This is a genomic window from Kribbella sp. NPDC050470 (assembly GCF_044458365.1).
GTDB lineage: Bacteria > Actinomycetota > Actinomycetes > Propionibacteriales > Kribbellaceae > Kribbella.
Genome location: NZ_JBITHV010000007.1, coordinates 126,239 through 146,044, shown reverse-complemented (window position 1 = coordinate 146,044; position 19,806 = coordinate 126,239). Strand labels below are relative to the sequence as shown.

General features: G+C 68.6%; 18 protein-coding genes. 11 read left to right on the top strand and 7 right to left on the bottom strand.

Annotated elements, in window-relative coordinates; all coding sequences use genetic code 11:
- The first annotated feature begins 115 nt into the window (after window positions 1-115).
- Window positions 116-1,192: a hypothetical protein gene (locus ACIBGM_RS21690; protein ID WP_396386577.1), complete on the top strand. Its 1,077-nt coding sequence runs from the start codon at window positions 116-118 to the stop codon at window positions 1,190-1,192.
- On the opposite strand, the gene ACIBGM_RS21685 is transcribed toward ACIBGM_RS21690, so the two are convergent.
- The gene (locus ACIBGM_RS21685) at window positions 1,189-2,469 is read right to left on the bottom strand and encodes an MFS transporter (RefSeq protein WP_360534011.1); all 1,281 of its coding nucleotides are present in this window, start codon (window positions 2,467-2,469) and stop codon (window positions 1,189-1,191) included. The two genes, ACIBGM_RS21690 and ACIBGM_RS21685, sit on opposite strands and share 4 nt — an antisense overlap.
- A 161-nt stretch (window positions 2,470-2,630) precedes the next feature.
- Between ACIBGM_RS21685 and ACIBGM_RS21680 the strand changes: the two genes are divergently transcribed.
- From ACIBGM_RS21680 to ACIBGM_RS21665, 4 genes are all read left to right on the top strand, one after another.
- Window positions 2,631-3,608 carry an ATP-binding cassette domain-containing protein gene (locus ACIBGM_RS21680; protein ID WP_360534008.1) on the top strand — a complete coding sequence of 326 codons (978 nt, stop codon included), beginning with the start codon at window positions 2,631-2,633 and terminating at the stop codon, window positions 3,606-3,608.
- The gene (locus ACIBGM_RS21675; protein ID WP_360534005.1) at window positions 3,605-4,447 is read left to right on the top strand and encodes an ABC transporter permease; all 843 of its coding nucleotides are present in this window, start codon (window positions 3,605-3,607) and stop codon (window positions 4,445-4,447) included. Before ACIBGM_RS21680 ends, ACIBGM_RS21675 begins: the two co-directional genes overlap by 4 nt.
- Window positions 4,448-4,541: 94 nt before the next feature.
- The gene (locus tag ACIBGM_RS21670; protein ID WP_360534002.1) at window positions 4,542-5,156 is read left to right on the top strand and encodes a TetR/AcrR family transcriptional regulator; all 615 of its coding nucleotides are present in this window, start codon (window positions 4,542-4,544) and stop codon (window positions 5,154-5,156) included.
- Complete coding sequence (locus ACIBGM_RS21665; RefSeq protein WP_360533999.1) at window positions 5,153-5,587, top strand: VOC family protein; 435 nt, start codon at window positions 5,153-5,155, stop codon at window positions 5,585-5,587. Before ACIBGM_RS21670 ends, ACIBGM_RS21665 begins: the two co-directional genes overlap by 4 nt.
- Before the next feature lie 54 nt (window positions 5,588-5,641).
- Here ACIBGM_RS21665 and greA read toward each other — a convergent pair whose 3' ends face one another.
- Window positions 5,642-6,154, bottom strand: coding sequence for a transcription elongation factor GreA (gene greA, locus ACIBGM_RS21660; RefSeq protein WP_132324853.1), 513 nt, complete (start codon window positions 6,152-6,154; stop codon window positions 5,642-5,644).
- Between the two features lie 283 nt (window positions 6,155-6,437).
- Here greA and ACIBGM_RS21655 point away from each other — a divergent pair, with 283 nt between their 5' ends.
- Window positions 6,438-7,790, top strand: coding sequence for a hypothetical protein (locus ACIBGM_RS21655; RefSeq protein ID WP_396386576.1), 1,353 nt, complete (start codon window positions 6,438-6,440; stop codon window positions 7,788-7,790).
- A gap of 49 nt (window positions 7,791-7,839) precedes the next feature.
- Here ACIBGM_RS21655 and ACIBGM_RS21650 read toward each other — a convergent pair whose 3' ends face one another.
- Window positions 7,840-8,292, bottom strand: coding sequence for a DUF4307 domain-containing protein (locus ACIBGM_RS21650; protein ID WP_396386575.1), 453 nt, complete (start codon window positions 8,290-8,292; stop codon window positions 7,840-7,842).
- 168 nt (window positions 8,293-8,460) lie between these two features.
- On the opposite strand from ACIBGM_RS21650, the gene mca reads away from it, so the two are divergent.
- The 3 genes from mca (at window position 8,461) to ACIBGM_RS21635 (ending at window position 10,832) form a co-directional block, all read left to right on the top strand.
- Window positions 8,461-9,324 carry a mycothiol conjugate amidase Mca gene (gene mca / locus ACIBGM_RS21645; protein ID WP_360526106.1) on the top strand — a complete coding sequence of 288 codons (864 nt, stop codon included), beginning with the start codon at window positions 8,461-8,463 and terminating at the stop codon, window positions 9,322-9,324.
- Window positions 9,325-9,355: 31 nt separating this feature from the next.
- On the top strand, window positions 9,356-9,658 hold the full coding sequence (locus tag ACIBGM_RS21640; RefSeq protein WP_360526103.1) for a hypothetical protein: 303 nt from the start codon (window positions 9,356-9,358) through the stop codon (window positions 9,656-9,658).
- A 148-nt stretch (window positions 9,659-9,806) separates the two neighbouring features.
- Entirely contained in the window at window positions 9,807-10,832 is a 1,026-nt protein-coding gene (locus ACIBGM_RS21635; RefSeq protein ID WP_396386574.1) for a CopD family protein, read from the top strand.
- Here the strand turns inward: ACIBGM_RS21635 and ACIBGM_RS21630 are convergent.
- From ACIBGM_RS21630 to ACIBGM_RS21615, 4 genes are all read right to left on the bottom strand, one after another.
- On the bottom strand, window positions 10,829-12,169 hold the full coding sequence (locus ACIBGM_RS21630) for a dipeptidase (RefSeq protein WP_396386573.1): 1,341 nt from the start codon (window positions 12,167-12,169) through the stop codon (window positions 10,829-10,831). The two genes, ACIBGM_RS21635 and ACIBGM_RS21630, sit on opposite strands and share 4 nt — an antisense overlap.
- 6 nt (window positions 12,170-12,175) lie before the next feature.
- Window positions 12,176-12,622, bottom strand: coding sequence for a hypothetical protein (locus ACIBGM_RS21625; RefSeq protein WP_396386572.1), 447 nt, complete (start codon window positions 12,620-12,622; stop codon window positions 12,176-12,178).
- Window positions 12,619-14,082, bottom strand: a complete 1,464-nt coding sequence (locus tag ACIBGM_RS21620; protein ID WP_396386571.1) for an APC family permease — start codon at window positions 14,080-14,082, stop codon at window positions 12,619-12,621. Before ACIBGM_RS21620 ends, ACIBGM_RS21625 begins: the two co-directional genes overlap by 4 nt.
- A gap of 154 nt (window positions 14,083-14,236) precedes the next feature.
- Entirely contained in the window at window positions 14,237-15,373 is a 1,137-nt protein-coding gene (locus tag ACIBGM_RS21615) for a M24 family metallopeptidase (RefSeq protein WP_396386570.1), read from the bottom strand.
- Window positions 15,374-15,517: 144 nt separating this feature from the next.
- Between ACIBGM_RS21615 and ACIBGM_RS21610 the strand changes: the two genes are divergently transcribed.
- Window positions 15,518-17,485 carry a thioredoxin domain-containing protein gene (locus ACIBGM_RS21610; RefSeq protein ID WP_396386569.1) on the top strand — a complete coding sequence of 656 codons (1,968 nt, stop codon included), beginning with the start codon at window positions 15,518-15,520 and terminating at the stop codon, window positions 17,483-17,485.
- A gap of 250 nt (window positions 17,486-17,735) precedes the next feature.
- Entirely contained in the window at window positions 17,736-19,784 is a 2,049-nt protein-coding gene (locus ACIBGM_RS21605; protein WP_396386568.1) for a M4 family metallopeptidase, read from the top strand.
- The last annotated feature ends 22 nt before the right edge of the window (window positions 19,785-19,806 follow it).

Sequence of the window (19,806 nt, the reverse complement as noted above, 5' to 3'; positions counted from 1 at the left end):
GCCGCTCTGGGCTGTTGTCGATATGGAGCAGTGCGGGTCACTCAGGTGGCCCGCACTGCTGTATTCGGGGCGATCCCCGATTGGTTTCGAACCTCCGGGGTGCTGGACTGTCTGTATGAGCAACGAGAGCGACTACGACCGGCGGGTCAAGGACATCCTCGACCGGGTCGCCAAGGGCCACCTGTCCACCGCGGAGGGCGCCACGCTGATCGCCGCCCTCCAGCCGGCGTCGGCCGGCGACTCGAGCAGCGCGCCTGCTGACGGCCCGGTCGAGCAGGAGCCGGTTGCCGACGACAAGACCGGCTGGCCTGCTGCGGACGAGCTGCCGTCGCCGTCGGTGTGGGCGGATGCGGTCGACTCCCCGGATGCCGCCATCCCCGAGGATGCACCGACCGGCCGGCACGCGGCCGAGCCTGTCGCCGAGCCCGTTGCGGAGCCTGTTTCAGAGCCCGTTTCAGAGCCCGTTGCCCAGCAGAACGGGGCGCAGGAGAGCGTGGTCGACGAGGCGCCGGTCGAGGCCGAGGTCGAGGACGTCGAGGAGGAGCACAGCAATGTGCCGATGCCGGCCGGGGTGCAGCGGGTGACTGTGCGCGCGATCGGCCGCCGGGTGCGGTTGATCGGCGAGCCGGCCATCAACGGGGTCGCAGTGGACGGGCCGCACGTGATCAAGCGGGACGGCGACACGCTCGCGATCAGCAGCGACGGCGACATGGGCGTCTCGATCGACGGTTTCAGCATGCTGCGCAACCCGACCGACCTGAAGTCGCACGTGAACGGCCTGGCCAAGGAGCTGTCCATCCGGGTCAACCCCGCGCTGCAGGTCGAGGTCGAGGTCACCGGCGGCAGCGTCAACGCCGAGCGCCTGCCCGGCCTGACCCGGGTCCGCGTCACCGCCGGTACGGCGAAGGTCGCGGACGTCGCCGGGCCGATCGACCTGCTGGTCCAGGCAGGCTCGGCCAACCTGGACGCCCAGATCACCAAGGGCCGGTCCCGGGTCCGGGTCGAGTCCGGCGCCGCGAACGTCAACCTGCGCCGCGGGTCCGACGTCCGCGTGCACACCGAGTCCCAGCTCGGCCGAGTCGCCTGGACGGGCGCGGTCACCGGCCAGTCCAAGGACGTGGAGATCGGCCGCGGCCGCGCCGCCCTGGACGTCGAGGTCCTGGTCGGCACGGTCCAGATCGTCTCCGACTAGTCGTTTCGAGCGCCAGGCAGATCCTGCGGGTTTGCCTGGCGTTGCTCTGTCGCGGGGACCGTGCGCAGGGTGCGGAACGGCGAGAACACCAGGAACGCGGTCCCGGCGAGAGTTGCCAGGCCCGAGACCCAGAGGGTGGCGCGGAGTCCGAACGCCGTACCGAGTGCGCCGCCGAGCAGGCTGCCGAGCGGCATTGCGCCCCAGCTGACGAAGCTCATGGTGGCGCTGACGCGTCCCTGCAGCTCCGGCGGGCACACGCGCTGCCGCGTGCTGACCTGCAGGATGTAGCTGACGATGATGCAGAAGCCCGCGACCAGCATGGCCACGACATACCAGCTCACCTGCCAGCCAGTGCCCGTCAGCGCCTGCACGGTGAAAGCCACGCCGATGCCGATCGACGACACGAGCAGCATGCGTGCATCGCCGTACCGGTTGCTGATCTTCTCTGTCACCGCGGACGCGACGATGGCGCCGACCAGGCCGATCATGCTCAGTACGCCGATCGTGCTCGGCTGCAGGTGGATCTCCCGGACCAGGAACACGATCATCACCGCGCCGGCGGCGGCCTGGAACAGCATCGTGGTCGCCGTGTTCAGCGCGATCGGCCGCAGCAGGGGATGGCCGAACACGTAGCGCATGCCCTCGGCGATCTCCCGGCGCAGGTTCGGCTTCTCCGGTTTGGCCGGCTGCTGCTCCGGCGTACGGATCGAGCGGAGCCAGATTGCCGACCACAGGAAGCTCAGAGCGTCCACTCCGATCGTCACTGCGGCGCTGAGCCACTGGACGAGCACACCGCCTGCGCCTGCGCCGAGCACTGCGGCCACGGAGTGGTTGGCGGCCAGCTTGGCGTTGCCGGGCAGCAGTTGCTCTGGCTCCAGCAATCGCGGTGGGTAGGAGCTGTGTGCGACGTCGAACAGCACTGTGAGGACACCGGTGAACACGAGGACGACGTACAGCTGAGTGAGAGTCAGTACGCCGAACAGGGCGGCGACTGGGATCGAGCCGAAGAGCACCGCGCGGCCGAGGTCGGCGACGACGAGCACAGGCAGACAGCGGACCCGGTCCACCCACGCACCCGCGAACAGACCGAGCAGCAGCCAGGCCGCGGTCTCACACGCGCGGAGCAGCGAGACCTCGAAGGTGGTCGCCTCCAGGGTGATCACGGCGAGCAGCGGGATCGCGATCATGCTCAGCCGCGTGCCGAGCTGGCTGAGCAGGTCGGCGATCCACAGGCGGCGGAAGTCGGGGTGTCTGAGGATGCTCTCGCTGGGCGTCATATCCGGACGGTAAGGGCATAGTTGAGCGGTGTCGACTCAACTATCAACAAAGTTGAGTCGCCTGGACTCAAGTTTCTGCTCAGGGATAAAGGTGTCGAAACTGTCGGCGGCCTCGGCAAGGATGGGTGGCCTGCGTCACATCCAGAAGGGGGACGTGCGGCATGGCAGCAATCGAGGCGACCGGCCTCGTGAAGACGTTCAGGTCCAGGAAGAACACGGTGAAGGCGCTCGACGGCATCGACCTCGACGTGCCGGAAGGGAGTGTGCTCGGCCTGCTCGGGCCCAACGGCGCGGGCAAGACCACCACGGTCCGGATCCTCACCACGCTGATGGCGCCGGACGAGGGGTCGGCCCGGGTGCTCGGGCACGACGTGGTCAAGGAGGCCGACACGGTCCGCTCACTGGTCGGGCTCTCCGGTCAGTACGCCGCCGTCGACGAGCTCCTCACCGGCCGGGAGAACCTGTGGATGTTCGGCCGGCTGTACCGGCTGGGCAGCCAGCAGGCCAAGCAGCGGGCCGAGGAGCTGCTGGAGGTCTTCGACCTGACCGAGGCCGCGGACCGGATCCTGAAGACCTACTCCGGCGGTATGCGGCGCCGGCTGGACCTGGCCGGCTCACTGATCGCACATCCCAAGGTGCTGTTCCTGGACGAGCCGACCACCGGTCTCGACCCGCGTTCGCGGCTCGACCTGTGGCAGATCATCCGGGACCGGGTCAGCGAAGGCGTGACGATCCTGCTCACCACGCAGTACCTGGAGGAAGCCGACGAGCTCGCGGACAGCATCGCCGTGGTCGACCACGGTTCGGTGATCGCCCGCGGTACTGCGGACGAGCTCAAGATGAAGGTGGGCGGTGAGCGGATCGAGGTCGTCGTCCACGACCCGGAGGAGACCTACCGGGCGCTCGAACTGCTCACCGGCGCGCTCGAGATCACCGACCTGGACTCGACCTCGATGGACAAGCACAACCGGCGGATCACCGTGCCGGCGCCGGGCGGCTCGAGCTCGCTGGTCGACGTGATCCGCACCCTCGACGGGGCCGGCATCCGGATCGCCGACATCGGGCTGCGGCGGCCGACGCTGGACGACGTCTTCCTCACCCTGACCGGGCACGAGGCCGCAGAGAAGGAGACGGTGTGACTACGCCGGTGGAGCGGCCGGACAAGGTGAATCCGGCCGGCAGGGCGATCACGGATGCCGGGGTGCTGGCGTGGCGGAGCCTGAAACGGATCCCGCGGACGCCGGACATGCTGATCTACGCGACCATCCAGCCGATCATGTTCGTGCTGCTGTTCGCGTATGTGTTCGGCAACGCGATCCCGATCCCGGGGTTCCCGGGCGCCCAGGCGTACCGGGAGTTCCTGATGGCCGGGATCTTCGCCCAGACGATGGCGTTCGCGGTCGCGTCGGCAAGTGTCGGCCTGGCCGACGACATGTCGAAGGGGCTGATCGACCGGTTCCGGTCGCTGCCGATGGCGCGCTCCGGGGTGATCTCCGGCCGGGTGATCGGCGACCTGGTGTTCAACGCGTTCGTGATGGTCGTGATGGTGATCTGCGGCTTCATCGTCGGATGGCGCTGGCACAACGGGTTCGGCCAGGCGCTGGCCGCGTTCGGGATCCTGCTGCTGTTCGCGTTCGCGATGCTGTGGGTCGGCGCGCTGATCGGCCTGTCGGTCGGTACTCCGGAGGTGGCGGCGTCGGCGGGCCTGATCTGGCTGTTCCCGCTGACCTTCCTGTCCAACGCCTTCGTCCCGACGCCGAACCTGCCCGAGGGCCTGCAACCGGTGGCGGAGTGGAACCCGATCTCCTCGATCGTCGCCGCCTGCCGGCATCTGTTCGGCAACCCGTCCCCGTTCGCCAGCCCGGACGGCTTCCCGGCGCAGCACCCGGTGTGGCTGTCGCTGATCTGGTGCGCGGCGATCATCGGCGTCTTCGCGCCACTCGCAGTCCGCAAGTACCGCAGCGCAACCAGTCACTGAGTTCCTCTGACGGCGGCCGGACACCATTGTCCGGCCGCCGTCGCATGTGCTGAGCCGTTGACAAGATTTATACGGCGTGCAAATACTTCGAACTGTGTTAAAGAAACCGGCGGCGAACTGGCGGGAGGCGCGGCGGGAGAACGCCCGGGCCGCGGTGCTGACCGCCGCCTGGGAGCTGGTCGGCGAGGACGGGCTGGCCGCGTTGTCGCTGCGCGAGCTGGCCAAGCGGGCCGGCATCACCACGCCGACGGTGTACGCGTACTTCGAGTCCAAGAACGCCATCCTGGACGCGATGTTCGCTCAAGCGGCGCGAGAGTTCGTCGACCAGAAGGCCGCGCTGCCGGTCACGGACGATCCACAGCAGGATCTGCTGGCCGACGTACGGATGTTCATCGAGTTCTGCGTCTCCGACGTACCGCGGTACCAACTGCTGTTCCAGCACGCGGTGCCCGGGTTCACGCCGTCGGCGGAGTCCTACGGGCTGGCGGTTCAGGCGCTCGACGCCACCCGCGAGCTCCTCGCACGCAACGGCGTGCACGATCCGCGGCACCTCGACATCTGGACGGCAGTGATGACCGGCCTGGTCGACCAGCAGGTCTCCAACGACCCTGGCGGCGACCGGTGGAGCCGTCTCGCCGAGGACGTCACCCGGATGTTCCTCGCCCAGTTCGCGCGCGGGGACGCCAGTGAGACAAGGGGGAAACCATGACCAGCGTGACCCAGCCCAGACTGCACCACCTCGCCCTGACCGTGACCGACCTGGACTCCAGCGTCCAGTGGTACGGCGAAGTGTTCGGGGTGCGACCCGTGCTCGACGTACCGCACGAGGGCGGCGTCGGCCGGATCCTGGCCGACGAGAGCCGGCAGCTGATGATCGCCTTGCACCACCACGACACCAACGACGGCGCCCTGTGCAAGGAGACCGTCACCGGCCTCGACCACGCCGGCTTCGCCGTCGCGACCCGCGCCGACCTCGAGCTGTGGCAGGACCACCTCGAGGCCCACGGCGTCGTCCGCGCAGACACCGCCGACAAGCCCCTGACCCAGTCACCGATCGCCGACGAGCCCTACGCCGCGGTTCTCGTCTTCCGCGACCAAGACAACATCCAACTGGAGCTCTTCGCCCCCACCCAGCACTGAACGAGAAGCGCCCCGGTGGGTTGTCCACCGGGGCGCTTCGAAGCTGTGGTGGGGTCAGCCGGTGAAGGGTTCGGCGGCGACGATCTCGACGGTCACGTCCTTGCCGTTCGGGGCCTCGTAGGTGGCCTTGTCGCCCTTCTTCTTCCCCAGAATCGCGGATCCCAGCGGGGACTGCGGCGAGTAGACGTCGATGTCGACCGACGCATCCAGGGCCAGCAGTTCGCGGGAGCCGAGCAGGAACGTCTCGACGTCGTCGTCACCGGCGAACTTGATCGAGACCTTCATCCCCGGCCCGATCTTCGCGCCGGCCTTCGGGGTCTCGCCGACCCGGGCCCGGCGCAGCATGTCCTCCAGCTGCCGGATCCGCGCCTCGATCTTGCCCTGCTCGTCCTTTGCGGCGTGGTAACCGCCGTTCTCCTTGAGGTCGCCCTCGTCCCTGGCCTCGCTGATGCGCTGTGTGATCTCGGCACGGGCCGGGCCCTTGAGGTGCTCGAGCTCGGACTTCAGCTGGTCGTAACCGTCCTGCGTCAGCCAGACAACGCTGTCCTCTTCGATCCTCTGCGTCACGGGCTGCTCCTTGTGTCGGTGGGATGGGCAGAAATGCTTCTGGCCGCCGTCGTCGACGGCGACCAATCCACTGAGCGTAGCAAGTTACGGCGCGGAACCCCACAGTTCTTTGCGGCCTCAACCGCTGGGAAATCACTTACCAAATGGTCTATCCCACATCGTGAACACTTCCGGCGGCAACCGATTGCCGTCGGCCCCGGCTTCACGTCTGACCTGGGCGTTTTCCCCGGTACGGCGTAGTCTTTGCCGGCCTGGCTGCACCCGGCAGGCAGGTAGGTGGGGGATGGACATGGATGTGGAGCCGGTCGGCGTCGAGCCGGTGAACCGGAAGCGGGGGCGGGGGCCGCTGCTGTGGATCGCGGGCGTCGTCGTGCTCGCGGTCGTGGCGGCAGCGGTGATCTGGGGTGTCGTGGGGCGGCAGGACGCCGGTGGAGAGGCCAGCGCGGCGGCAGGCACGCCGACCGTGACAACGTCCGAACCCTCGGACGAGGAACGGATGCTGGCCGGCATCGACGCGGTCCTGAAGGCACGCGCGTCGGCGGTGCTCTCCGGCCGCCTGCCGCAGTACCTCCAGGCTGTCGACCCGAAGAACCGGAAGTTGCGGCAGAGTCACCAGCAGGTGTTCGCCAACCTGCGGATGATCGGCGTTCGTCACCTCAGCTTCCAGCGGGACGCCAGATGGGCTCCGGAGCCGCGGGCGCAGCACGGCCCGAGCGCCCGGACAGTCCGTGTCCTCATGCTGGTGCAGATCGCCGGCATCGACTCGTCTCCGCGCGCGGTCTCGCTCGGCCACACCTTCGCCGAACGTGGCGGCCAGTGGCTGTTGGTGGCCGACGACGACCTTGGCATCGAGAGCGAACTCAGCGGCGGCTACCGCGAACCCTGGGACCTCGGCGCTATCGCGGTCGCCCGGAAGCCCGGCGTACTGGTCATCGTCCCGGCGGCCGAACGCCGCAACGGTGAACGGCTGGCGAGAGAGTCACAAGCGGCCATGCCGGGGGTGCGTTCCGTCACCCGGCGCGCACCGGCGGGGATTTTGGTGATCGCGCTGGCCGACCGTCAGTCGATGGATCCCGGGTGGCGGACCGGCGGGCATCCTGCTGCTGCCGTCGCCGCGCACAACTTCAGCCCGGCGAATCCGGAGGCCACCGAGTTCATGGTCACCGGCAGCCGCGTGGTGATCAACCCCGGCGAACGCCGCGAGGCCGACCGGTTGCTGCTCGCCCACGAGTTCACGCACGCGGCGATGGCGTCGCTCGGGAACGGTGCGCCGACCTGGCTGGTGGAAGGGTACGCAGAGTACGGCGAGCTACGACTCGCCGAGCGGAGCGGCTACCGGCGAGGGGTCGACGCTCACCGCCGTGAGTTGCTGCGCGAGGAGATACCCCGGCTCACGGTCCTCCCGATCGACGGCGTCTTCCACGGCGAGTACGACGAGAACAGCTACGGGGTGAGCTGGATCATCGTCGAGTACCTGGTGGAGAAGTACGGCCTGGCCACCGTCAACGCCTTGTATGCCGACCTCGCTCGCGGCGACGACGATCCGGCCGTCCGCGAGCAGGTGATCCGGAAGCACCTGAAGGTCACCGAGGCCGCCCTCGTCGCAGCCCTCAAGAAGTACGACGGCCCGGCCTGACACTCGCCCTCACGAAGTACGCCGGGCCGGTGCGGGCCCGGCTTCTGGCTCAGTGGGGGCGGGGGTTGTCGGGGGTGGTGCAGCCGATGAGGACTACTGAGGTGGCTGCGCGTTGGGTGGTCAGGGTGGCCGGGAGGGTTTGCTTGCGGGGGGAGTCGGCGGGGACTGTGACGGTCAGTTCGCCGACGATGGAGAAGTCGGCGGCCTTGGCTTGCAGGCGGCAGGTGGCTTCCGTGGACTCGGTGCGGTCGACCTGAATCGTCGCCTTCGCGGAGGTCGGTGAGGTGATCTCGAAGCCGAGCAGGCGGGAGGTCACGGGTGGGGTCGACTGTACGAACGCCGCCCAGATGAGCCAGGTCAGGCCGATCGCGGCGATCACGGCGGCCACGCCGATCACCACCGGTTTCTTCGACCGCCCGCTCCGCCCGTACCTCGCATCCAGGTCGTCGCCCGCTGCGCTCATCTTCGATGCGGCCGACCCGGCCGCTGCCCCGTTGCTCACCCCTCCGGCCGAGGTTGGAGTCGAGCCAGACCCACTCCCGGTGGCTGAGGGGGGCGCTTCGGGTGTGGGTGGGGTGGGGGTGGTGTGGTCGGGGGGTGTTGGGTCGGTCACGGGTTATCCAGGGGTCGGTCGTGGGGGTGGGGTGGGGTTGGAGGACCATTGTGTCTTGTGAGTGGAGAGCTTCGGTTGCTGCATGTGCATGCCCACCCAGATGACGAGTCGAGCAAGGGGGCCGCTTCGACGGCTCGGTACGTGGCGGAAGGCGTGGAGGTCCTGGTCGCCACGTGTACCGGCGGCGAACGTGGATCGATCCTGAATCCGAAGATGGACCGGCCGGAGGTGCTGGAGAACATCACCGAGATCCGCCGCCGGGAGATGGACGCGGCCCGGGCAATCCTCGGCATCCGGCAGGAGTGGCTGGGCTGGGTGGACTCCGGCTTCCCGGAGGGCGACCCGCTGCCGCCGCTGCCGGAGGGCTGCTTCGCCGCGCGCAAGGTGGAGGACGCGGCCGCGCCGCTGGTGAAGCTGATCCGCGAGTTCCGCCCGCAGGTCGTCACGACGTACGACGAGAACGGCGGCTACCCGCACCCGGATCACGTGATGTGCCACCAGATCACCGTCGCCGCGTTCGAGGCGGCCGGCGACAAGGACGCCTACCCGGAGCTCGGCGAGCCGTGGCAGCCGCTGAAGCTGTACTACCACCACACGTTCCACTACGAGCGGATGAAGGCGTTGCACGACGGGATGGTCGCGCGCGGCCTGGAGTCGCCGTACGCCGAGCGCCTCAAGGACTGGAAGCCGGACCCGGAGAACGAGCGCCGGATCACCACCCGGGTCGAGTGCGCGGAGTACTTCGCCGTCCGGGACAAGGCGCTGCTCGCCCACGCCACCCAGATCGACCCGGACGGCGCGTGGTTCGCCGTACCGCTGGAGGTGCACCAGGAGGCGTGGCCGACCGAGGACTACGAGCTGGCCCGGAGCCTGATCGACTCCGAACTTCCCGAAGACGACCTGTTCGCGGGGCTGCGCTGACGGCGGGCGTAGACAGTGAGAGACTGGTGGCGTGACAGCGATGACTTTCCTTCCGGCGGCCGAGATCGATCCGAACTCGGTGCGCCCCGGCTGGGTCGCGCTGCTGATCGTGCTCGCGCTCGGTGCCGCCACGGCGCTGCTGGTGCGCAACATGGGCAAGCAGTTGAAGAAGATCGACTTCGACCGCGATTTTGCGCGCGACCAAGCACCGTCCGACGGCCCAGTGAGCACGGACAGCTCAGCGGCCCCGGCCGGCGATGCCGAGCCGACGGAACCGACGGCGGCGACGAAGCCGTCGACGGACAGTGACAGCAACGCGCACTCGAAGCCCTGAAGCAGCACTCGAGCAGCGCTGAGCCGGCGCTGAATCGACCCTGAGTCCGCACCGCTCCATCACGAGATGGTGTCGGACTGGGCAGCCCACCTTCGGCTGACCCTATAGTGACTCGCGTGCTGAATCGTGCCGAGGGCGGGGACGCCTTGTGACCGCGACCCGCTCTGCCCGGCACCGCATGCCCGGCCGGCTGCTCATGGGTGGCGCGAGCGCTGTTCTGGTGGCCTCGTTCGCATTGGCGGTTGCCCTGTACGCGGCCGGCAGCGAACCGCGGGACGTCGGCGGCATCGGTGGTCCCGGCCAGCTCGTCAACTGGCTGCTGCCGCTGCTGCGACTGGTCTCCACGCTCGCGACCGTCGGATGTGCGGGTGCTCTGCTGGCGGCCGTCATACTGCTCCGGATCGAGGGCGGATCGCTCGGTGTCCAAGGCCGCCGGGCGGTGCGGGACGCCAGCAACTCGGCGATCATCTGGGCGGGTACGACGTTCGCCGGTGCGATCGTCACCGCCGCGATCCTGCTCGACACCCCGGTCGACCTGCTCCGGCTCCGGCTGGACGACGCGCTCGGCGTCCCGGAGGTGAAGGCGCTGCTGATCACCGGCATCCTCGTGGTGGCGCTGGCGGTCGGCATCCGCCGCGTCCAGACCTCGGCGGCGGCCGGTCTCGGCGTGGTCGTCGCGATCACGGCGCTCGTCCCGACCGCGGTCACGGCGTACCCGAGGAACGAGTCGTACGTCGTCATCGCCGGAGCGGCCCTGGCCATCCACGTCATCGCGGCGACGAGCTGGATCGGCGGACTCGCCGGCTTGGTCCGCTACGGCCGGGCCAGCCGCGGCGGACTGTCGCTAGTGCTCGAGCGGTTCAACCAGGTGGCGCTGATCTCGTCGATCGCCGTACTCCTGAGTGGCCTGCTCAGCGGCGCCGGCCGGCTCGCGGCGAAGGGCGGCGGCTGGGAGTCGGTGCCCGACGCCCTCACCGAGGACTCGTACGGCGCCCTGCTGCTGGCGAAGGTCGCCGCCTTCCTGATCCTGATCATCGCCAGCGCGGTCCGCCGCAGCCGGGCGCACGACAACCTGCTCGAGCGCGGCCACCCGTTCTGGCGGGTGGTCGGCTTCGAGCTCGTGATCATGGCCCTCACCCTGGGCCTGTCGGTAGCCCTCTCCCAGACCGTCTAGCGGATCGCGTAGCGCTGAAGGAAGAGCGCCTCGGTCAGTGCCATCGCCGCGATCTCGTTCGGGTCGACGCTTTCGTTCGGCGCGTGGATGAGGGCCATCGGCTCCTCCACGCCGATCATGACGATTTCGGCCTCGGGATAGGTGTCCGCGAACACGTTGCACAGCGGGATGGACCCGCCCTGGCCCAGCGTGGTCATCGGCGTTCCGTACGCGTCCTGCATCGCCGACGCCATCGCACGGTAGGCCGGCCCGTCGATCTCGGCCTTGAACGGGGCCCCTTCCGCCTCGATCCGGGTGCCGACGTGGACACCCAAGGGGGCGGCTGCCTGAAGCTGGTCGATCAGGCTGGTCGCGGCCTCGTCCGGGCTCACCCCTGGCGGTATCCGCAGGTTCAGCCGCGCCGCCGTCTTCGGTACGATCGCGGCCGCCGACCCGACGACCGGTGGGCAGTCGATGCCCAGGACGGTCACCGCCGGACGCGCCCACAGCATGTCCGAGACAGTGCCGCTGCCCGACAGGGAGACGCCGTCCATCACCATCGCGTCCCGGCGGAACTGGTCGGACGGATACGGCTCGCCCGACCAGGTCTGGCTGCTGTCGAGCCCTTTGATCGTGGTGTTGCCCTGCTCGTCGCGCAGGCCGGCCAGCATCGCGATCAGCGCCGCGAGTGCGTCCGGCGCTGCACCACCGAACATGCCGGAGTGCAGTTCGGAGCTGAGCGCCTCCACTGTCACCACGACGTTCACCATGCCGCGCAGGCTCACTGTGGCCGCGGGCCGGCCGACGGCCGCATTGCCGGTGTCACAGACCAGAATCGCGTCCGCGCGGAGCAGCTCGGCGTGGTCCGGCACGAACGACTCGAGGCCGCCGGTCCCTTGTTCCTCGGACCCTTCGACCACGAGCTTCAGGTTCACCGGCACCTCGGCACCGAGCGCACGAAGCGCGGCGAGGTGCATGACGATGTTGCCCTTGCAGTCTGCGGTCCCGCGGCCGAACCAGCGGCCGTCCTGCTCGGTCAGCTCGAACGGCGGCGTGCGCCAGGCAGCCTCGTCGAGTGGTGGCTGGACGTCGTAGTGGGCGTACAGCAGCACTGTCGGAGCGCTCGGGTCAGAGCACGGCCGGGCCCCGACCACAGCGCGACTGCCGTCGGCCGTCTCGCGCAGCGCCGCGTCGGAGAAACCCAGCTCCCTGAACTTGTCCAGCACCCAGGTCGCGGCGCGCTCGCACTCCTCGGGCGGGAACTGGCGCGGGTCCGCGACGGACCTGATCGCGACGAGCTCGGTGAGCTCGGCCCGCGCCTGCGGCATCAGCTCCGCGATTCGGGTTCGCAGTTCCACGGTCACTCACCCCGCGACGTCGTCGGTCTTGAGATCGTTGACGAACTCCTGGAACTCCTGCAGTTCCTCCGGGCAGTAGATCTCGATGATCAGCAGCTGGCCCTGGACGACCCGGCTGTCCGCGATCACGGGCCGGAGCCCCGGCCCGGCCGCGCCGTTGGACAGCAGCGACAGCAGGATTCCCTTGCTGAGCGCGTCGTTCGGGTTGCTGCAGGTCGCGCCGCCCTCGGTGCCGAGAACGTAGACGAGCTGGTCGCGCGTCGGAGTCCGCTCCACCCCCTCGGCCTTCAGTGCCGCGATGAGCTGGTCGGCCTTCTGCTCCGCCTCCTGGGTGTACTTCGTGTTGCTGTAGGCGATCCAGCCGATGACCAGCAGGACCACGAGGACCACTGCGACGACGATGTAGATCGTCTTGCGTTCGCGGCCGGTCTGGGTCTCCGCCGAGGTGCTCATGACTCCGTCACCTCCGTGGTCTCCGGCTGCTTCCACGTCGGCTTCCGCAGCTTGAGGAACAGGTACGGCACCAGCAGGCCGAGGCCGAGCGCGCCGACGGCGACGAACACGACGTACAGGAGCGAGTTGCCGGACTCGAACTGCGACGGCGGGACGAACCCGACCAAGAGTGCGGCCAGCGAGGCGGCGAAGCCCACACCGCACATCCCGATGAGCATCGGTGCTCGGTAACCCCGCGGGTGGTCGGGCTGCTTGCGCCGGAGCTGGATCGCGGCGACGAACATCAGCAGGTACATGATCAGGTACACCTGCGTGGTGATCACCGAGAAGATCCAGTACGCGCTCGAGACGTCGGGGATGAAGGCGTAGAGCAGTGCGATCACGGTGGTGATCGCGCCCTGGACGACGAGGATGTTCTGCTGCACACCGTTCTTGTTGAGCTTCTGCAGGTACGGCGGCAGGTAGCCCTCCTGCCGGGAGATCAGCAGCAGGCCCTTGGACGGGCCGGCCAGCCAGGTCAGCATGCCGCCGAGCGATGCGGTCACCAGCATGATGCCGACGATCGGCGTCAGCCACTGCCAGCCGAAGTTCGCGAAGACCGCGTCGAAGGCCTGCATCACGCCGGCGGTCAGGGACAGTTGCTCGGCCGGGACGATCCAGCTGATCGCCAGCGCGGGCAGGATGAAGATCGCGAGCACCAGGCCCATCGCGAGGAAGATCGCCTTCGGGAACTCCGTAGCCGGCTTCCGCAGGGACGACACGTGGACTGCGTTCATCTCCATGCCGGAGTAGGACAGGAAGTTGTTCACGATCAGCACGAGGCTCGCGAGCCCTGCCCAGGCCGGGAAGATGTTGTCGGCGGTCATCGGCGCAGCGGACTCGTTGCCCTGGCCAAGGAAAACGATGCCGAGGGTGACCAGGACGGTGCCCGGGACCAGGGTCCCGATGATCAGGCCGCCGCTGGCCAGGCCGGCCACGCCCTTCGTACCCCGGGACGAGACCCAGACACCGGTCCAGTAGGTGACCATGATCACCGCCGCGGTCCAGACGCCGCTGCTGGCCAGGTCGGGGTTGAACACGTACGCGAGGGTGCTCGCGACGAACCCGAGGAGGCTCGGGTAGTAGAAGATCGTCATCGCGAACTGGCACCAGACCGCCAGGAATCCCAGCGGTTTGGACAGGCCTTCGGAGACCCATCGGTAGACGCCACCGGTCCACCCGGACGCCAGCTCCGCGGACACGAGCGACGTGGGCAGCAGGAACACGAGGGCGGGGAGCAGGTACAGGAAGACACAGGCCAGGCCGTAGACGGCCATGGTCGGTGCGGCTCTCAGGCTGGCGACCGAACTGGTCGTCATCATCGCCAGCGCGACCCAGGAGATCCACGCGGTGGCGGGGACCTTTGCCTTGGCAGTTTCGGCTGCCGCGGGCGGCACGACCGGGACGTCTGCCGAGCTCATGGCAACCACACTCGAACTGATCGAACACCAACCATCATCGTCCCCCTCGGTCACGATGCAGCGCTGGTACTGGTCACAGGCTAGGAACCAGCGGTCACAGGCGGTTCATCCGCTGCGGATGAGAATGAGACGGGCTGTCTCACTCGTGAAGCTGCTACTCGACGACCCGGAGGTGGTGGTCGGTGTTGTTGAACCGCCGTCCGGCGTCCTGGGTGACTGTCACGATGTCCTCGATCCGGACCCCGAAGCGGCCGGCGAGATAGATCCCGGGCTCGATGGAGAAGCACATGCCCGGCTCGAGCGGCTGCTCCTCACCCTCGATCATGTACGGCGGCTCGTGGGTGGTGACTCCGATCCCATGGCCGGTGCGATGGATGAACTGTTCTCCGTAGCCGGCGTCGGTGATGACGGCCCGGGCAGCGCGGTCGATGTCCTGGCACGGCACCCCCGGCCGGACGGCCTCGAACCCCGCCTGCTGTGCGGCCCTGACGATGTCGTGCACCTTCTGTACTTCGGCGCTCGGTTCGCCGACGCAGACCGTCCGCGTGGTGTCGGAACCGTACCCGAACATCAGGCCGCCGAAGTCGAGCACGACCGCGTCTCCGGGCTGGATCACCCGCTCGCCTGCCTCATGGTGCGGATTGGCGCCGTTGGGACCGGAACCGACCACGGTGAAGTCGACCTGTTCGTGGCCGAACTCGCGCAGCAGCCGGGCCAGATCGGCCGCCACCTCGGTCTCGCGCCGGCCCGCGAAGCGGGCCTGAACGATCTCCTGGTACGTCGCGTCCGCCGCCGCGCCCGCCGCGGCCAGCCGGCCGAGCTCGTTGGCGTCCTTGACCGCACGCATCATCGGCATGGCCTGGCTCAACGCGTGGTACGTCGTCTTCGGTCTCGCCCGCTGCAGCCCGAGCAGGTGCATGGCCCAGGCAGAGTCCGAGATCCCGAAGGAGCCGTCGGCCGCCAGCAGGCTCCCGGTCAGCGGGTAGGGGTCGGATCCGTCGGTCCAGTCGATCATGGTGAGGGCGCCGGCGCCTTCGGCCGACTCCGCGTCGGGTCGCTCGAGCGTCGGCACCACCAGCGTGGGCTCGCGATCGGCGGACAGCACCAGCATCGTGAGCCGCTCCGTGATCGCCGTCGGCTGGTAGCCGGTCAGCCAGACCAGGTCCGGTCCGGGCGCGACGATCACGCCGGCGAGTCCCACCCCGGCGGCGTCGTCCACCACCCGACGCATGCGTGCGGCGTAGTCGTCCCGGGTGAAGGGGATGGCTGTGCGTTCCGTGGACGTCGTCATGTCGCCACCTCCGGACATCCACGCTAGGACGGCCGGTCCGGGACCGGACTCATCCGGACGGGGTGAAACCGGGGTACGCGGCGGGATGTGTTGTAGTGGGGTGACACGGAACGCCCGCGCAGGTGATGGGAGACGGTCGTAGTGGTGAACCGCCTGGTGAACGCGACATCGCCGTACCTCCTGCAGCACAAGGACAATCCGGTGGCCTGGCGGGAGTGGTCGGACGCGGCGTTCGCGGAGGCGCGGGAGCGGGACGTGCCGGTGTTCCTGTCGGTCGGGTACTCGGCCTGTCACTGGTGTCACGTGATGGCGCACGAGTCGTTCGAGGACGAGGCGACGGCGGCGTACCTGAACGAGCACTTCGTCAGCATCAAGGTGGATCGTGAGGAGCGTCCGGACGTGGACGCGATCTACATGTCCGCGACGGTCGCGATGACCGGGCACGGCGGGTGGCCGATGTCGGTGTTCCTGACCCCGGACGCCGAGCCGTTCTTCTGCGGCACGTACTTCCCGGACGAGCCACGCAGCGGTATGGCGTCCTTCCGGCAGGTGCTCGAGTCACTCGTCGACGCCTGGCGGACCAAGCGCGACCAGATCGACGGGATCGGCCGGCGCGTGGTCGAGCAGCTCGGCGCCCAGCAGCATCAACCGGGCGAGACGATCGACCTCGACCGGGCCGCCGCGTTGCTGAAGATCGACTTCGATCCGGTGGATGCCGGGTTCGGGGCGGCGCCGAAGTTCCCGCCGTCGATGGTGCTCGACTTCCTGCTGCGCCACCACCGCCGGACCGGCTCCGAGGACGCGCTCGCGATGGTCGCGCAGACCTGCGGCCGGATGGCCCGCGGCGGCATGTACGACCAGCTCGCCGGCGGGTTCGCGCGGTACTCGGTCGACGGCCAGTGGATCGTGCCGCACTTCGAGAAGATGCTCTACGACAACGCCCTGCTGCTCGACGTCTACACATACTGGTGGACGATCGGCGCCGACCCGCTGGCCCGCCGGATCGCCGAGGAGACCGCCGGCTTCCTGCTCGCTGAGCTCCGCACCGACGAAGGCGGTTTCGCCTCGGCCCTGGACGCGGATACAGAAGGGGAAGAAGGCAAGTACTACGTCTGGACGCCGGAGCAACTTCATCAAGCCCTGCCTGACGACGACGCGAAGTGGGTCATCGACCTCTGCGACGTCACCGGCACCTTCGAGCACGGCTCCTCGGTCCTCCAACTCCGTCAGGACCCCGACGACCCCGACCGCTGGCACCGCATCCGCGCCACCCTGCGCGAGGCACGCAGCACCCGCACATACCCGGGCCGCGACGACAAGGTGGTCGCCGCCTGGAACGGCCTCGCGATCACCGCGCTCGCCCGGGCCGGCGTCGTCTTCGAGAAGCCCGAGTACGTCGAAGCGGCAGCAGACGCGGCCAGATTGGTCCGGGACGTCCACCTCGACGAGTCCGGGCGACTGCACCGGACCTCGCGGGACGGCGTCCGCGGCACCGCCCACGGTGTCCTCGAGGACTATGCGGCGTACGCCCAGGCCTGTCTCACGCTGTTGGGTGTCACCGGCGACGTGACGTGGTTCGAGACTGCGCAAGACCTGCTCGACCGGGTCCTCGAGCAGTTCGTTGCCGACGGCTCCTACTACGACACCGCGGCCGACGCCGAGGAGCTGGTCTGGCGTCCGCAGGACCCGACCGACAACGCCAGCCCGTCCGGCGTGAGCCTCGCCGCCGAGGCCTTCACGACGCTGGCCGGCCTGACCGGATCAGTCCGGTACGAAACCGCCGCCCAGCAGGCCTTGCAGGCCTCCACGACGATCGCCGCCCGCGCACCACGGTTCGCCGGCCGGGCGCTCGCGGTCGCCGAGACGATTGCCTCCGGCCCCCTCGAGATCGCGATCACGGGTAGCTCGGCCGACCTGCTCCGGACCGCGCTGACCACCGCACCCTGGGGGACGGCGATCGTCCACGGCGACCCCGGCCTCGCCGTACCGCTGATGGAGGGCCGCGGCCTGATCGACGGCAAGCCGGCCGCGTACGTGTGTCAGAAGTTCACCTGCCGGCTCCCGATCGTGTTGCCGGAAGACCTTCGCCGGGAGTTGACCCCCGCCCGCTGACAACGAGGGCAGTGCGGGTTTTCCCTGCGGTTTCGCGGGAATCCCTTGACTCCGGGCCGTCCGGGGACGAGAGTCCTCCCTCAGTCGGATGTAACAGATCTCGCATGTCCTGACACGCAGTGTCACAAACGAGGCAGTGGCACTGATGGGTCAGACATCCGGCGTCCCCAACTGAATTGGTCGCTGCGCCCAAACAGCGACCACACCGTGAGGAGATGTTGTCTTGAAACGACTGACATCAGCAGGGGCGGTGGCCATCGTCGCGGCAGCAGGACTTGCCGGGGCGACGCTTGCCGGCTCACCCGCGGGAGCCGCTGATCGTGCGGCTCCGCTCCCCGCGTCCGGCTTCAACCAGCCGGCCGCAGTTCAGGCCGAACAGGCGCTGACCGCGCAGACGGCCGCAGCCCTCGGACTCGCGAGCGGTGAGGCGCTCAAGGTCCGTGACGTGGTGAAGGACCCGGACGGCACCGAGTACGTCCGGTACGAGCGCACCTACAACGGCCTGCCGGTCGTCGGCGGTGACCTGATCGTCAAGCGCAAGGGCGAGACGATCGGGAAGGTGACCTACAACCGCGGCGCGAAGTCCGTCGGTGTCGCGACCAAGCCGACTCTGTCCCAGTCGGCCGCGTTGAGCACCGCCGCGAAGACCGCCAAGTTCAAGGCCACCGGCAACAAAGGCTCGCTGGTCGTGTTCGTCACCGAGACCAAGCCCGTGCTCGCCTACGACGTCGTCACCACCGGCGTGCAGGCGGACCAGACCCCGTCCGTGCTGCACTCCTACATCGACGCCAAGACCGGCGCCGTACTGGCGCAGTCCGACGAGATCAAGACCGGCACCGGCAACTCGTTGTACTCCGGCACCGTCAGCATCGGCACCTCGGGCAGCTACTCGATGACCGACCCGAGTCGCGGTGGCAACTGGACCACCGACCTCAACGGCGCCACCTCCGGCAACGGCACGACGTTCACCGACCCGGACGACACCTGGGGCAACGGCGCCACGTCGAACCGCCAAACCGCCGGTGTGGACGCGCACTACGGCGCCCAGCTCACCTGGGACTACTACAAGAACGTCCACGGCCGGAACGGCATCTGGAACAACGGCCAGGGCTCCCGCTCCCGGGTGCATTACGGCAATGCCTACGTGAACGCGTTCTGGGACGGCACTCAGATGACGTACGGCGACGGCGCCAGCAACCAGCGCCCGCTGACCAGCATCGACGTCGCCGGTCACGAGATGAGCCACGGTGTCACCGAGGCGACCGCGAACCTGAACTACTTCGGCGACGCGGGCGGCCTGAACGAGTCCACCTCGGACATCTTCGGCACCGCGACCGAGTTCTCCGCCAACAACACGTCCGACCCGGGTGACTACCTGATCGGCGAGAAGATCAACATCAACGGCAACGGCACCCCGCTGCGCTACATGGACAAGCCGTCGAAGGACGGCCGCAGCGTGGACTGCTGGTCGACCAGCACCGGTGGCATGGACCCGCACTACTCCTCGGGCCCGCTGAACCACTGGTTCTACCTGGCCTCCGAGGGCACCGGCAGCAAGGTGATCGGCGGCGTGACGCACAGCAGCACCGCCTGCAACGGCGCCACCATCGCCGGTGTCGGCCGCGACGTCGCCGCGAAGGTCTGGTACCGCACGCTGAGCACCAAGCTCAGCTCGGGCAGCACCTACAAGGACGCCCGCGAAGGCGCGATCAACTCGGCCAAGGAGCTGTACGGCGCCGACTCGACCCAGTGCAAGGGCATCGAGGCCGCGTTCAACGGCATCTCGGTCCCGGCCGGCGCGGCCGTCTGTGGCGGTGGCACCGAGCCGCCGCCCACCGGCAGCAACCTGCTGCTGAACCCGGGCTTCGAGTCCGGCGCGGTGAACTGGACCGGCACCGCCGGCCCGATCACCAACAACACCGGCCGTCCGGCGCGCACCGGCAGCTGGAAGCTGTGGCTGGGTGGCAACGGCACCACCTCGACCGAGAACATCTCGCAGTCCGTCGCCATCCCGGCGTCGGCCACCAGCGCGACGCTCTCGTTCTGGATCCGGATCGACACCTCCGAGACCACCACCTCGACGGTGTACGACACCGCCAGGATCCAGATCGTCGACGGTTCGACCACGACGACGCTGGCGACGTACTCGAACCTGAACAAGAACACCACCTACACGCAGAAGTCCTTCAACGTGACCGCTTACAAGGGCAAGACGGTCTCGGTGAAGTTCCTGATGAACGAGGACTCGTCGCTGCAGACCAGCTTCGTGGTCGACGACACTTCGCTGACGGCGGGCTGATCCACCGTCGGTGACACCCGTC